Genomic DNA, 14,696 nt, shown 5'->3' on the forward strand with positions numbered 1-14,696 from the left:
GGGCCGAAAGGAACCCTATGAAGATGCAGGCAGCTGTGCTCGAAGCGGTCGGCGAACCGCTCCAGCTGCAGGAGATCGACATCGCCGCGCCCATCGGCCGCGAGGTGCTGGTGCGGGTCAGGGCCAGCGGACTGTGCCATTCGGACCTGTTCGCCAGCCAGCACGCCAGCGGCTGGCCAATGCCGGTGCTGCTCGGGCACGAGGTGGCCGGGGAAGTGGTCGAGACTGGACCGCTGGTGCGCGGCTTCGCGCCGGGGGACCGGGTGGCCGCCTGCGAGGTCGGCCACTGCGGCAGCTGCAGCGACTGCCTCCGCGGGCGCATCTGGCGCTGCCAGCGCCAGCACCAGGTGATACGGCCGGACGGTGCGCCGCCGCGGCTGTCCGCGAACGGCCGGCCAGTGGTCCAGTTCTCCGAAATCGGCGGCTTCGCGGAGTATGTGCTGCTCGATGAGAGCAACCTGGTTGCGATTGCCGACGGACTGCCGTTCGAGCTGGCCGCGAGCTTGGGCTGCGGCGTCGTCACCGGCGCAGGTGCCGCGATTAACACCGCCGGTGTCCGGGTCGGCGACACCGTGGTGGTGATCGGCTGCGGCGGCGTCGGGCTGAGCACCATTTGGGGCGCCGCGCTGGCCGGGGCACGAAAGGTGATCGCCGTCGACGTGCTGCCGAGCAAACTCGAACTGGCCCGAACCTTCGGCGCAACCCACACCGTCGACGCCGGCCGGCAGGACGCAGTCGCCCGGGTCCTCGAGGCGACCGAGGGCGTAGGGGTGGACTACGCATTTGAGGCAGTAGGACTCAAGGCCGCGGCGCTGCAGGCGATCGAGATGACCCGGCCCACCGGGATCACCTTCCTGATCGGCATCCAGAATCCGGAGACGGTGCTGGAATTGCGCCCGTTCGCCGACCTGCTGATTGCCAAGAAGAGTCTGCACGCGGTGTTCATGGGGTCCACGAATTTCCGCTACGACATACCGCTGTACGCCGAGATGTACGCCCAGGGTCGCTTCCCGCTGGACCAGCTGGTCTCCCAGACCATCCCGCTGGAGAAGATCAATGACGGGCTGGCAGACCTGGCCTCGGGCCAGAACGCGCGGATTGTGGTCACGTTCCCTGAGCAGCCGGACGTTGCAGCGGTCCGCCCCGCAGTTAAAGGCAGACATATTTCATCCACGGTCAACTGAATTTCCCTCTGTGCACAATACGGATGAGATCCAGGCCACATTCGTTCATACTGGGAGGGCTGCCGCTCCGTTCCTCGGTCCGCGGCCTCTTGGTACTGGGATGCACAGGGACAAAGGAGTGTCTGAGTGACCATTAATGTTGGGGATGCATCCGGGCTCGAGCCGCTCCACAACGGCGCGGTGAGCAGGATTTCGACAACAAATGCCGCCGAGCTGAGCCGTGTCATGTCCAGCTACTACGGTCCGGTTCGCACGATTCCTCTCAGTGAGGAGAAATTCGGCATCCAGATGAACACCAGCCGCAACAACGATGTCGTCATCGGCGCGGTTCGCGCCCGCGGCCACCGGCTGGAGCGGACCGAGGCGCTGATCGGCGACGTCGAACCTACGTACATGAACTTTGGGCTGCTGCTCGCGGGCAACGGCTACGTCCACCAGCAGGGCAGGACAGCGGCGCTGGGCCCTGGAGCGATGTTCATGAACGACCCGGACGTGCCGTACAGCATGGCGTTCAAGGAGTCATTCCACCTGCTGTACTTCCTCTTCCCGCGCAAGATGATCGGGCTCTCCGCGTGGAACCTGGGCGGCATCGTTGCCCGCGCGGTACCACAGGACGACGTCCTGTCGCGGTTCGTGCGGCCGTTCCTGACCCAGTTCGATCGCAGCTTCGGTGCTGTGGAAGAGCGCGCGGGGACCAGGCTGCTGCACAGCGCCCTGGATTTGATCGGAACCGTGGCGCACCAGGTGCTGGAGAGTGACGCCGATGGGCAGCCGATCAGCGTGCAGCGGCAGCCGCTGCTGCAGCAGGCGAAGGACTTCATCGAATCGAACATTTCCGACCCAGAGTTGACGCCGACGCGGGTGGCCGAGTCCCTGTTCATCACGCCGCGGCACCTGCACGGCATCTTCCAGCCGGAGGGAACCACAGTTGCAGCGTGGATCCGGGAGCGGCGCTTGGAGATGTGCCGCCGGGACCTGTCGGATCCGCACCAGATGCACAAGCCGGTTTCGGCGATCGGGGAGCGTTGGGGCTTCGACGAGGCGTCGCACTTCTCCCGTGTCTTCCGCAGCGCCTACGGGGTGTCACCGCGCCGCTACCGCGAACAGGCCACGGCGTAGCCACCCCCTCGGCCGGTACCGCCCGAGGGGGTGGCTCCCCGTCCAGCCATGGGTTGAGCCAGTGGTGCGACGTGGAGTGAGAAGACAGGTGGACGGTGCCCCTCACGAGGGACACCGTCCACCTGCAGGCTCCGGCCATCAGCCGGTTCAAGCCATCATCAGGCTCAGAGTCCGAAGACCACCGACTTGTGCTGTGTGTAAGCCGCCAGGGCCTCGGGCCCGAATTCGCGACCGAAGCCGGACTGCTTCATTCCGCCGAACGGCATCGCCGGATCGAGAAGGCCCCAGGTGTTGACCCAGACCATGCCGGCCTGCAGTTGCTTGGTCACGCGGTGGGCGCGGCCGATGTCCGTGGTCTGCACCCCGGCGGCCAGCCCGTAGGGGGTGGCGTTGGCGCGGCGGACCGCTTCGGCTTCGTCGTCGAACGGCTGGACCGTGAGCACCGGGCCGAAGACCTCCTCGGCCACAATCGGATCCTCGTCGGCGACGTCGGCGATCACGGTTGGCTGGTGGTAGAAGCCGCCGTCGAGCTCGATCGGCTCACCGCCGGCGACGATTCTCGCCCCGCCCTCCCGGGCGGCGCGGACGTAACCGGTGACCTTGTCCAGCTGCTTCTGGCTGACCAGCGGGCCCATCTCCGTCGTCGCCTCCTGCGGCCGGCCCACGTTCATTCCGGGCACGGCCTGGGCAAGCATCTCCACCACCTGGTCGTAAATCGGCCGCTCAACCAGGACGCGGGTGCCGGCCATGCAGAACTGCCCGGCGTTGAACAAGGCGCCGCCGATGATCGAGGGGATCGCCACGTTCAGGTCGGCGTCGGCGAACACTAGGTGCGCGCCGTTGCCGCCCAGCTCGGCGGTGACCGGCTTCAGTCCCTTGCCGGCCAGTTCGGCGATGTGTGCGCCGACCTCGGTGGAGCCGGTGAATGCCACCTTGCCCACCAGCGGGTGCGAGGTGAGCGCGTCGCCGATGACGGCGCCGGATCCGGTCACCACGTTGACCACGCCGTCCGGGACCCCTGCCTCGGCCAGGATGCGGGCCATCGCCAGCGCCGTGAGCGGGGTGTCGGTGGCCGGCTTGTGCACCACCGTGTTGCCCATCGCCAGGGCGGCGGCGATCTTCGTGCTGCTAAGAATGAGCGGGAAGTTGAACGGGGTTATCGCCGCAACCACGCCGATCGCCTCGCGGCGGGTGAAGGCGTGGGCCGGGAACGGCGTTTCCCGGACGGCGCCGTCCAGCTGCATGGTCAGCGCGGAGACGTATTCGTACTGCTCAGCGGCCGTGGCGACGTCGACCGCCTGCGCGATGCCCAGTGGCTTGCCGACGTCCAGGCTTTCGAGCCGGGCCAGTTCCGCGGCGTTCTCCCGGATCAGCTCCGCGACGCGGTGCAGCACGCGGGCCCGGTCGCGGGCCAGCAGGCCGGACCAGACGCCGGAGTCGAAAGTGTCCCGGGCGGCGCGAACGGCGTCGTCCACGTCCTGCGCGGTGGCCTTGGCCACGGAACCGGCGACCTGCCCGGTGGCCGGGTTCAGTACCTCGGTGCGCTCGCCGCCGCTGGCCTGGCGCCATGCGCCTCCGATGTAGAGCTGTCCTTGGAGGGGATCCGGTGCGGTGGTCGTGCGGGTTTCGATGTCAATGGTGGTCATGGGTGTTCTGCCTTTCGTATGGATGGTGGCTTGTGTGACTGGATCGGGACGACGGGATGGCGAGGCCGGCGTTCAGCCGGCGTAGCGGTGCTCGGGCAGGCCCCGGACGCCGAGGCCGTCGATGACGAACATCCGGCCGCCGTCCTCCTCGGCCTCCTTGCCGAAGGTGCGCGGGTCGATGGAGGTGACAAAGAGCCGGTCCAGGTCGGGACCGCCGAACATGACGCTGGAGACCATGCTGGTGGGCAGCTCGACGGTGCGGTCCAGTGTCCCGTCCGGGGCGAACCGGGCCACCACCCCGCCTTCGCACACGGCGGTCCAGAGGTAGCCCTCGGCGTCGACCGTGGCGCCGTCCGGGATGCCCCCGAGCGAGTCGGTCTTGGCGAAGACGCGCCGGTTGGCGACGGCGCCGGTGTCCAGGTCGTAGTCGTAGGCGTAGATCGTCTTCGGCACGCTGTCGGCGTGGTAGAAGGTGGTGCCGTCGGGGGACCAGCACGGCCCGTTGGCGACCGTAATGTCCTGGTCCAGGACGTCGATGGCACCGTCGGAGCCGATGCTGTAGAGCTTGCCCAGCGGGGCGCTCACCTGCAGGTCGACGCTGCCGCAGATGTAGCGGCCGCGTGGGTCCACCTTGCCATCGTTGAGCGAAGTGCGGGGCTGGGCCGGGTCGGGATCGCCGATCAGGGTGAGCTCGCCGGTGGCGAAGTCGAACAGGTGCATCCCGTTCCACAGCGCGAGGATGGCGCCGCCGTCGCGTCGGATGCCCAGGCAGGCTACCCGGCCCTCGAAGTTCCACGTCTTCAGGTCGCCGGTTGCCGGGTCGTACCGGTGCAGGGCGAAACCGGCCGCGTCCACGTAGTAGAGGGCCTGTTCGTCAACGTCCCAGACAGGGCCCTCGCCGAGTTTGCAGGCCGGCACGTCGACCCGGGTGACGGTGAGTGTTTGCATGCTTGTGCCTTTCGAACGGTTAGTGGATGCCGTCCAGGGCGCGGGCATCCACGGCGGCCCACTCCTCGGGGCGGACCAGCGCGCGCAGCCCCTGGTGCCCGATGCTGTCGGCGGGCAGCGCGGTGCTGCCGGACCGGATGGCGTCGAGGCCCTGCCGATAACCCGTGAGGCCGGCGAGCATCAGAGAGGCTGGGTAGAGCGCGAACTCGTAGCCCATCGCGGACAGCTCCTCCGGGGTGGCCGTGGCCCATGGGCCGTTTTCAACGATGATTGCGATGATCGGGACGGTCACGGCATCGCGGGCCCGCTTCAGCGACTCCACGTCGGGAACCCCGGTCAACAGCACGGCGTCAACGCCGATGTCCTCGTAGAGCCGGGCGCGTTCCAGCCCGGCGTCCAGGCCGAGGATTCCGGCCGCATCGGTCCGGCCGACGATGAAGGTCTCCGGGTTCTGCCGGGCGGCCAGCGCCGCCTCGAGCTTGACCGTCATCTCGGCCTCGCTGATGACCGACGGTGGGACCCCAAGGACCGGCGGGAAGCTCAAGTCCTCGAATGACATGCCGGCGACGCCGAGCGCCTCGAAGGATCGAACGGTGCGGGTGATGGCCTTGGCGTCGCCGAAACCGTTTTCGCCGTCGACCATGGCCGGCAGCTTGCTGCCCTGCAGGATCCTGCCGACCGCGTCCCGGTATTCACCGAAGCTCTGAAGCCCAATGTCGGGCAGCGCCAGCTGGGTGGCAGCCAGCGAAGCGCCGCCGATGGCCAGGGCGTCGAAGCCGGCGTCCTCGATCATCCGGGCGGTGATCGCGTCATGGGCCCCGGGAATCAGGACGGTCCGGTCCGAGCGGATAAGCGCACGCATGCCGGTCATGCCGAAACCTGTTCGGCCGCGCGGCCGGCGGCCGCTCCGGCGGATTCCGGGGCGGGGCCGCGCAGGCCGCGCTGTTCCAGCAGCGGCAGTACGGTCTCGTTGAACTCGCGGAGGCCGGATTCGAAGTCCACGAAGGTGGTCAGCACGCCGTCGACCCCCGCGTCGGAAAGCATGGCCAGTCGGTCGGCGATGTCCTGGGCGTTACCGAACAAGTGCACGCCGCCGCCACCGGCAGCCGCTTCGCGAACCGCGCGGAGGATTTCCGGAGCGGTTTGGGCGTGGTTTTGGATCTGGAAGCTGGCGAACAAATCGATCGCTTCGTGGTCGCCGTGTGTATCGGTGTAGTAGTCGAAGGCGGCGCGGCCAGCTGCCGCGTCCTCGCGCTGGATCACCAGGGAATGGGCCCAGACCTGGATGTCCCGGCCGTACTTCTCCCTGGCGTATTCCTTGTAGGACTTCACCTGCGCGCTGACCGCCTCCGGAGACGGATCCGGGATCATGATGAAGGCGACGTCGGCATGTTTGGCGGCGAAGTCCCGGCCGCGGCCGGAGCTGCCCGCGTTCATGATCGGCGGCATCGGGCTGGACGCTGGCTTCGGCGCCAGCATCGCGTCCTTGAGCTGGAAGAACTCGCCGTCGAAATCGAAGCCGTCCGGCTCCGTCCACAGCCGCTTGATGATGGTGATCCACTCTTCGGCGTGATCGTAACGCCGGTTTGGATCGAAGTCGCCGCCGAACATCTCCATCTCCGGCATGAACCAGCCGCACACCACGTTCAGGGTGAAGCGGCCGTTGGAAATGTCGTCGATCGTGGCGCCCTGCTTAGCCGCGACAATCGGATGGGTGGTGGTGGTGTGCACGGTGCTGAAAACCGACGGGTTGCTGGTGGTGGCTCCCAGCGCGCCGGCCCAGACGAACGGGTCCAGGACCTGGCCGCTGAAGTGGTGGGCGTCGCCGAACGCGTGCCAGCGGGAGTACGGGACGATCGCTTCGAATCCGGCCTGGTCGATCATTTGCCCGAGCTGCGAGGTGTAGGCCCACGACGGCGTGTGCCGGTCCGGGTGCTTAGTCATCACAGTGCCGGAGCCGTTCATGCCAAAGACGCCCAGCTTGAGTTTGTTGGGTCCGAACAGCGGGTGGACGCGCGGGGCAGTGGGATCATGTGAAGTCATCTGAGGGTGCCTTTCTAAGGGGTCTTGCTGCGATGGGGTTTGTGGAACGCGTAGTCAGGTGGCGCTGAGCCGAGGCCGACCGCGGTCACCAGCCGGTTTTGGTCTCCCATGGTTCGGCCGCGACCGCGGCCCGGGAGTCGGCGCCGGTATCGCCGGACTTTCCGGATCCAGGGAAATCCGGCAGGTCGATGATCGGGTGCGCCGCGCGGGCGGCGTCGATTGCTTCCTGGGCTTCGAGCACCGGGGCGGGGGCGAGGGCGCCCAGCACCAGGTCCGCTGCCTTCTCGCCGAGCATGGCGATGACCCCAGTCGGGTTCCCGCCGATCTGCCGCGGCAGCACGGACGCGTCCGCGATGCGCAGGCCTGACACGCCGTTGACTCGCAATTCCGGGTCGACCACGGCGCCGGCGTCGACGCCCATCCGGCAGGTGGCCAGCGGGTGCTGCGTGGTCGAGGCGGCCGAGCGGAGGAAGTCCTCCAGTTCCGCCTCGGTCCGGGGCAGCGATGCCGGCCGGGCGATTGCGCCGATGTGCCGGCGCAGGCTCGGCTGGTCGAGCCAACTGAGCAGGACCCGGTAGCCGCGTTTGAGGTCCTCCACGTCGCGAGGGTCCTGCAGCAGGTTGTAGTTCACCCGCGGTGCGTCCAGCGGGGATCCCGAGGCGAGCCGGACCTGGCCGCGGCTGTGCGGGTAGGAGACGCCGGCGTTGGCCACCAGGACATCGCCGCGTCGACGGTCCGAATAGGGCCGCCACGGGCGCGAGTCAGCGGTCCCGCCGAGCATGAAGCGGATGTCCGGGCCTTCGGTTTCATTGGTTGTGGAGGCGACGCCGGTGACCACCACCGGCATGCCGGAGAAGGCACCTTTCCCGGTGACGGCCCACTTCAGCGCGTTCGCCGCGGCTCGGTCCCACCGCATCTCGTGGTCGAAGGCGTGCTCGGGCCGGCAAGCGACTTCGACGCCGATGGCCGGTTGTTCGACCAGGTTCTGGCCCACTTCGCTCGACTCGTGGGCAACGGCCAAACCGTGGCGGCGCAGTTCGTCCGGGTTCCCGATCCCGGAGTGCATCAGCAGGTGCGGGGTCCGGTAGGCGCCACCGGCGATGATGATCTCCCGTTCGGCCCTGGAGGATTGCGGCTGCCCGGAGACCAAGTAATCGACGGCGACGGCGCGGCCGGCTTCAAGCACGATCCGAGTGGCCTGCGCCCCGGTCAAGATGGTGAGGTTCTCGCGGTCCAGCACGGGCTTCAGGTAAGCGTCGTAGGCGCTGACCCGGCGGCCACGGTGAATGTTGGTGTCGGGGATGCCGAAGCCGGTTGGTTGGGCGCCCATGAAGTCGTCGGTGAGCGGGAAGCCCATCGCCTGGGCGGCCAGCAAGGCGTCGGCGGCCACGGGGTGGATGCTGTTGAACCGGTTTACCCGGATGGGGCCCTTGTCGCCGTGATAGCGCGAGCTTCCGCGCCAGTTCGTCTCTGTTCGTTTGAAGTAGGGCAGCAATTCGCGGTATCCCCACTGCTCAAGACCCATCTCCTTGAAGGCCTCGTAGTCCGTGGGCAGACCGCGGTTGAAGACCATGCCGTTGATCGACGTGCCCCCGCCAAGGACCTTCCCGGCGGGGATCGGCAGCCGGCGGTTGTTCAGCCCTGGTTCTTCCTCGGAGCGGAGCATCCAAGTGTGCTCTGGGCTGAACCACAGCTTGGTGGACAGCACCGGGACCCGGAACGGCAGCCCGGTCGGAGCGCCGCCGGCTTCCAGCAGCAGCACCCGGTTCTGCGGGTCCGCGCTGAGCCTGTTGGCCAGCACGGAGCCGGCCGGCCCGGCGCCGACGATGATGAAGTCATAACCACCGGTCACGGCGCAACCTGCTCCACAGCGTCGACCACGCCCACCTCGACCTCGTGGCCCCCGGCCAAGGTGGCGCCGCCGGTGGCGAAATTCGCGATGTCTGCCCCGGCCGCCTGCCCGGTCTCCGAGCCGAGCGCAGCCAGCGCGGCGTCCTTGTCCGCGAAGTACAGGTTCGCCTGGAAATACCAGGGCGAGGCGGCGTCGTCGAGCGACTCCCCCTTGAGTGTGGTGAACGACCGCAGGCCGGGCAATTGCCCAGCCAATGGCGCGTGCACCTGCTCGTAGTGGCGGTCGAACGCCTCAGGGTCAGCGGGCTGTCCATAGGTGACGGTAATGCGGTACATGTCTTCCTTTCAGCGGCCGAGTCAGCCATTGGGCCGAACCGGCGGGACGGTGGTGTCGGGTGCGGCGATCCCTGCCTCCGCATCTGCTTGGAAGTGATCGTAGCCACAGGTCGCGGCGCCGATCTTGACCATCCGGGAACCCCACTTGGCATTGCGGGAAGACTGGAAAAGCAGGCGGGAAATGGCCCGCCGAAGCGGCTTGGCAACGCGGGAAATCGATTTGACGCACGGCGAATAGTCGGCCCCGCAGCACTGTCCCGGTCGGGAACGCCGGACGTAGGCTCGGGCCACTAACAGCGGCACACTGTGCCTTCATCGGCAGGAAGTGACTATTACCGTGACGATCGCACCCAGTACCCCAGCTCCGACAGCGACGCTCAGCCAGGACCGGTTTCGTGAGGCCGCCGGTCACTTTGCCAGCGGCGTCGCCGTCATCACCACCGCATCCGGTGGACGGCTCTACGGCACCACGGCATCTGCTGTGACCAGCCTGTCCATGGAACCGCCGATGATGCTGGTTTGTCTGAATCGGTCCAGCAGCACCCACGATGCGCTCTTAGCGGCCGGCCGATTCGGCATCAGCATCCTCTCCGAAGACCAGCAGGACCTGGCGCGCCGCTTCGCGGGCAAGGGCCCTGATAAGTTTGACGGAGTCGCCGCGAACCAGGTGGACGGCATGCCGCTGCTCCCCGGGGCCATCGCCGGTATGGTCTGCCGCACCGAGTCGACCACTACTGGCGGCACCCACACGGTCTTTCTGGCCTGCGTCGAGACGGCCGTGACCGCGCCGGGCGAACCGCTGGCCTATTTCCGCGGGGGCTTCGGGTCCTTCCTGCCCGCGCGCTGACACAGAACCCACCACGAAGGAACACCATGACAACAGTCTCCGAGCGCGTCGCCGAGGTCCTGGCCGGACAGGTCGACGAGGTCTTTGCCCTGATGGGTAACGGCAATGCCTACTTCGTCGATGCGCTGGCCCGGCAGCCAGTGCGGATGCACGCGATGCGGCACGAAACCGCCACGGTCGCGGCCGCCGATGCTTACTGCCGGGTGTCCCGGCGGCCCGCGGTAGCGACGACGACGTTCGGTCCCGGTTTCACGAACACCTTGACCTCCCTGGCCGAAGCCGCGCAGGCCAACACGCCGGTGTTGCTTGTGGTCGGCGATGCCCCGAGCACTGGCCCGCGCCCCTGGGACGTGGATCAAACGGCGATGGCAGCCGCAATGGGTGTCAACACCTTCACGGTGACCGGCGAAAACGCTGGCCAGACTGCGCTTGACGCCTTCCACTACGCCGTCACGCGGCGCACCGCCGTGGTACTGGCCATCCCGTACGACGTCGCGACCTCAGTCGCCGCTGATGAGGGCACCATTGCGCCCGGCCTCCCGCCGCTGGCAACAGCGACGGCGGATCAGGCCCAACTCGGTCAGGTGGCCGAACTGCTCCTTCAGGCAAAACGACCACTCGTGCTGGCCGGTCGCGGAGCACGCAGCGCAGCCAGCGAACTGGGCTGGCTGGCGGACCTTGCCGGGGCGCTCACCGCCACGAGTGCACCCGCCCGCGGCACTTTCGCCGGACGCGCCTACGATCTCGGCGTGGCCGGCGGCTTCGCCTCTGAGTCCTCGGCCGCACTGATCAAAGCGGCCGACGTCGTCCTGGTGGTCGGCGCCCGGCTGAACCAGTTCACCACATCTTTCGGGCATGCCTTTGGTGAGGCCGCCACGGTTGTGCAGATCGACGTCGGCGAAGCAGCGACCTCGCCGTTGGTGGACCACTTCATCCGGGCCGACGCGGCCGATGCCATCCCGGCCCTGGTGGAGCGGTTCCGGTCCCTGGCCGGCGAGGGAAAGACCGGGCAAATGCCCTGGGGCGGGACTGCCGAGCAGGCGAAAGAATCCACCCTGCAATTCGATCGCGAGCCCGGCGATGACCTGGCCCCCGACGGTCGGCTGGACCCGCGCAGCCTGATGCGCCGGCTGAACAACATCCTTCCTGCCGAACGCCAACTGGTTTCCGATGGCGGACACTTCATCGGCTGGGCAAACACCTACTTCGAACTGCCCTCGCCGGACAGCATCACCCTGGTCGGGACAACCTATCAGTCGATCGGATTGGGGCTGCCGTCGGCCGCAGGTGCCGCCGTCGCCCGCCCGGAACGCACCACCGTGGTGGTCACCGGCGACGGCGGCGGGCTCATGGGTCTACCAGACTTGGACACGCTGGTTCGGGTGGCCCGCAGTGCCGTTGTGCTCGTGTTCAACGACGCGGCTTACGGCGCCGAGGTCCATCAATACGGTTCGCAGGGACTGGACCAAGAAATCATGCAGATTCCGCAGGTTGATTTCGCGCAGGTCGCCCTCGGGTTCGGCGCTAAGTCAGCGGTCATCCGCACCCTGGACGACCTGGACCAGATCCAGGACTGGGTCGACGCCGGCGCGGAGGGAACCTTCGTGGCCGACCTGAGGGTCTCGCAGGGCATCATCGCCCCCTACATCCTTGAAATCATCGAGCTGACACTGAAACGCTCCGAGCCAGCGGGACGGCACGAGTAGCGCGGGGCAACTTTAGCCCCAGCACCACGAGCACGGCAGGTGCTGGACCAACCAGAAACTGGAAAACGCTGTCGGTTGCCTAGCTTCACCAGTGCCGGATCACAGGGCGCGGACCAGTGCGCCATGCAATCCTGCAGATCCTTTGCCCAGGACGCGGCGTTTCAAAGACCATTCGGTTGATCCACATTTTGGACGCCCCTGATAACCTTCAGCATTGGATCAACGCCGAAGCTAATGGGCATGTCTGAATGGGGCCTACGACATTTCCAGTAGTCTGTTGCCCGGTAAATGACGAGAATCATTGAAATTAAAGCAGCGCCGCTGCAGTCCGGCCTCTAGCATCCAAAGGACGCGAGAGGCCGGACTACCGACTTGGGGGCGCTACCAGCCCCTGCTACGCCAAGGTGCCAATGCTCGCGGTCTCTCTCGACCTGATCCGTTGATGCCGCCCTGCGATCAGGACAGCTGCCGCAGCGACGCCAGCAAGCAAGCAGTAATAGACCGCGATCAATGTCAGTCCGCCGCCACCGGCCTGCCCGAGGTATTGCGCAACCAGCGGTGCCGTACCGCCACCGATCGCAGCTCCCACCTGAAACGTCAGAGACAATCCCGTGTAGCGCGTCGTCGTCTCAAACAGTTCCGCCAGGAAAGCACCCAGCACCCCGAGCATCGATACCTGCATCACCGGCAAACCGAGCATGAAGCCTAGGCCGATGAGGAATGGGTCATTGGTGCTGAACAATGCCATCATCGGCCACACGCCGACCATGCCCAGAACCGCCCCTGCCACGAGCATGCGGTTCCGGCCGATGCGGTCGGAAAGCCAGCCGACCAGCGGGATGGTGAGAACGCCAACTGCACTTGCCGCCGTGAGCATGAACAGCAGGGCGTCCACGGTGATTGCGGGCGCTGCTCCTTCACCTGCCAAGGCTGCTGATCGCCCGGCGAGGTGGGAAATCATGAAGGACGCCAGCATGACCTGAAGGAATAGCGGTGCCAAGGCTACGAGAATTCCCAGCAGGATTTTTCCGCGAGAGTCACGGAACAGCCTCAGAAGCGGCGCTTTCTGCTTGACCGCGCCCGGCGCTGCCGCTTTGAACTCCGGCGACTCCGAGACCCGGTAACGCAGGTACACGGCGACGGCGACTACGACAATCGACAACAGGAAAGGAACCCGCCAGCCCCAGGCCAGGAATTGCTCCTCCGGGAGCGCTACGAAGATTCCGAGCACGAGGGTGGCGAGCACGGACCCCGCCGGCCCACCTGACACGGCAATGGATGCCCCGAAGCCCTTGTTCCGCTTATTCGAGTGTTCCATGGACATCAGCGTGGCACCGCTCCATTCGCCGCCCACGACGATTCCTTGGATGACGCGGATGCCGGTGAGGATGACGCCGGAAATGACCGGTCCCAGATTCGTTGGCATCAGGCCGATAGCCAGCGAGACCACACCCATCACCAGGACGGAGATAAACAGCATGGGCTTGCGCCCTATGCGGTCGCCAAAGTGGCCGAAGAGCAAGCCACCAAGCGGCCGCGCTAAATAGCCCGCCAGCAGTGTGACGAAGGCCAACGTCGTCCCGAGGGCTGGATCCATCCCGGTGAACATAACCCGTGGAAAAACCAATGCGGCTGCAGAGGCATAAAGCAGGAAGTCGTAGGCTTCGACGACGGAGCCCAAGAAACTGGACCCCTGGGCGCGGCGACGCTCTTTTCTTGCAGCGTAGTCCGTTATCCGCTCGGCAGATTTCGAAGTTGTCATGAATTACTGTCCTTGATGTAAAGTTCACCACCTTGATGTGATGCTCCTTACATGCCACCTCATGGCTGGGCGAAACTGAACACGAAAGACTCGAGCGTTTCCTTCTAGGTCAACTCGATTGCACGGAAGATCAACCCTTTGAAGCCCTTAGGGCGACGTGATGGGGGTGTACACCATTTTGTCGTGACCCATCATCTCTCTAATAATCATCCCAATTGGAAGCGCCCGTAAGACGGTGGCTTCGCCCTGAAGTTCGGCCGAAAATCAGCAGCGCAGCAAACGTCGCTACAGTGACAAGAATTCCTAAAAAGCCCTGGCACACCCGTGACCACGAATGTCGACGGTTATCTGCCGTCGTAGTTAGACTGTCGAACATCGACGAGCGCGGCGAGGGCAAGTAAAAACGATGTCCGCGGCATGACCAGCGTTACCGCACTGGTAACGAGTTGTCGCTGCATGTGCTACTGGGACCGAAGGAACGGATCGCCGAGGCCATGGTCACTGATACTCCACTGCGGGCAATGGCTATGGCGGCTGCCTCGCTTTTGGAATCAGACCCCGAGGGTTTCGCGCAGTCGCGCGACGTGGCCCTTGGCATCTACGTCATACTCGGCGTGCTTGATGGTTCCGTCTTGGCCGACCACAAATGTGCTGCGAAGCGTTCCGGTGAAGACCTTGTCGCCGAACATTTTGTCGCCATAGGAGCCGTACGCCTTCGCCACGGCAAAATCCGGATCGGACAGCAGCGGGAAGGTCAGGCCCTCGGCGTCGCTGAATGCGTGTATGGCCTCGGCGCCGTCCGGCGAAATCCCGATGACGTCATAGTTGGCGGCCTGCAGTGAGTTGAGGCTGTCGCGGAAGTCGCAGGCCTCAATAGTGCAACCGGGGGTGGCGGCTCTGGGGTAGAAGTAGAGCACTACATTCCAGCCGGCGTAGTCGGACAGCGAGACCTTCTTGCCGTCGGCGTCGGACAGGGTGAACTCGGGGGCGGGCATACCGGGCTGAAGCTGGGACACGAACATCCTCTTTCGTCGGAAGAACCAGTGCGAACTGTGCTTTCCTCACCGAGTCTAATGGCGCAGCCGACGCAGGAGAGCCCCGCTGCTACAACCATTGCGTGAGGCATCGGGTGGTCTCCGGTCCGCCGAAGACCTCGGGCTAGAGTTCCGGACTTGAGGGGCTTCTCGCACAGGAACCTACAGGAGCCATCTTCAACGCCGCCGCCAATCGTGTGAATGAGATTGCCAGAAAGCA

General features: G+C 66.0%; 12 protein-coding genes. 4 read left to right on the forward strand and 8 right to left on the reverse strand.

Going from position 1 to position 14,696, the window contains the following annotated elements; all coding sequences use genetic code 11:
• Window positions 1–17 precede the first annotated feature (17 nt).
• Together AC5RW2_RS30200 and AC5RW2_RS30205 are read left to right on the forward strand one after the other, a co-directional pair.
• Window positions 18–1,184, forward strand: coding sequence for a zinc-binding dehydrogenase (locus tag AC5RW2_RS30200; RefSeq protein ID WP_493963766.1), 1,167 nt, complete (start codon window positions 18–20; stop codon window positions 1,182–1,184).
• Between the two features lie 126 nt (window positions 1,185–1,310).
• The gene (locus AC5RW2_RS30205) at window positions 1,311–2,303 is read left to right on the forward strand and encodes a helix-turn-helix domain-containing protein (protein WP_493963767.1); all 993 of its coding nucleotides are present in this window, start codon (window positions 1,311–1,313) and stop codon (window positions 2,301–2,303) included.
• 164 nt (window positions 2,304–2,467) lie between these two features.
• On the opposite strand, the gene AC5RW2_RS30210 is transcribed toward AC5RW2_RS30205, so the two are convergent.
• From AC5RW2_RS30210 to AC5RW2_RS30235, 6 genes are all read right to left on the reverse strand, one after another.
• Window positions 2,468–3,949: an aldehyde dehydrogenase family protein gene (locus tag AC5RW2_RS30210; RefSeq protein ID WP_493963768.1), complete on the reverse strand. Its 1,482-nt coding sequence runs from the start codon at window positions 3,947–3,949 to the stop codon at window positions 2,468–2,470.
• 72 nt (window positions 3,950–4,021) lie between these two features.
• On the reverse strand, window positions 4,022–4,897 hold the full coding sequence (locus AC5RW2_RS30215) for an SMP-30/gluconolactonase/LRE family protein (RefSeq protein ID WP_493963769.1): 876 nt from the start codon (window positions 4,895–4,897) through the stop codon (window positions 4,022–4,024).
• A gap of 19 nt (window positions 4,898–4,916) precedes the next feature.
• Window positions 4,917–5,768 carry an isocitrate lyase/PEP mutase family protein gene (locus AC5RW2_RS30220; RefSeq protein ID WP_493963770.1) on the reverse strand — a complete coding sequence of 284 codons (852 nt, stop codon included), beginning with the start codon at window positions 5,766–5,768 and terminating at the stop codon, window positions 4,917–4,919.
• Complete coding sequence (locus tag AC5RW2_RS30225) at window positions 5,765–6,940, reverse strand: LLM class flavin-dependent oxidoreductase (RefSeq protein WP_493963771.1); 1,176 nt, start codon at window positions 6,938–6,940, stop codon at window positions 5,765–5,767. Before AC5RW2_RS30225 ends, AC5RW2_RS30220 begins: the two co-directional genes overlap by 4 nt.
• A gap of 85 nt (window positions 6,941–7,025) precedes the next feature.
• Window positions 7,026–8,792, reverse strand: coding sequence for a GMC family oxidoreductase (locus AC5RW2_RS30230; RefSeq protein WP_493963772.1), 1,767 nt, complete (start codon window positions 8,790–8,792; stop codon window positions 7,026–7,028).
• Entirely contained in the window at window positions 8,789–9,127 is a 339-nt protein-coding gene (locus tag AC5RW2_RS30235) for an EthD family reductase (protein WP_493943923.1), read from the reverse strand. Before AC5RW2_RS30235 ends, AC5RW2_RS30230 begins: the two co-directional genes overlap by 4 nt.
• Before the next feature lie 337 nt (window positions 9,128–9,464).
• On the opposite strand from AC5RW2_RS30235, the gene AC5RW2_RS30240 reads away from it, so the two are divergent.
• Both AC5RW2_RS30240 and AC5RW2_RS30245 read left to right on the forward strand, forming a co-directional pair.
• Window positions 9,465–9,974: a flavin reductase family protein gene (locus AC5RW2_RS30240; RefSeq protein WP_493963773.1), complete on the forward strand. Its 510-nt coding sequence runs from the start codon at window positions 9,465–9,467 to the stop codon at window positions 9,972–9,974.
• 26 nt (window positions 9,975–10,000) lie between these two features.
• A complete protein-coding gene (locus AC5RW2_RS30245) occupies window positions 10,001–11,680 on the forward strand; it encodes a thiamine pyrophosphate-binding protein (RefSeq protein WP_493963774.1) in 1,680 nt (559 codons plus the stop codon).
• A 394-nt stretch (window positions 11,681–12,074) separates the two neighbouring features.
• Here the strand turns inward: AC5RW2_RS30245 and AC5RW2_RS30250 are convergent, their stop codons facing one another.
• Together AC5RW2_RS30250 and bcp are read right to left on the reverse strand one after the other, a co-directional pair.
• Window positions 12,075–13,442 (reverse strand): MFS transporter, encoded by a 1,368-nt coding sequence (locus AC5RW2_RS30250; RefSeq protein WP_493963775.1) that lies wholly within the window; start codon window positions 13,440–13,442, stop codon window positions 12,075–12,077.
• Between the two features lie 551 nt (window positions 13,443–13,993).
• On the reverse strand, window positions 13,994–14,464 hold the full coding sequence (gene bcp / locus AC5RW2_RS30255; RefSeq protein ID WP_493963776.1) for a thioredoxin-dependent thiol peroxidase: 471 nt from the start codon (window positions 14,462–14,464) through the stop codon (window positions 13,994–13,996).
• Window positions 14,465–14,696: the final 232 nt, after the last annotated feature.

Source organism: Arthrobacter sp. B0316-1-20 (assembly GCF_059091865.1).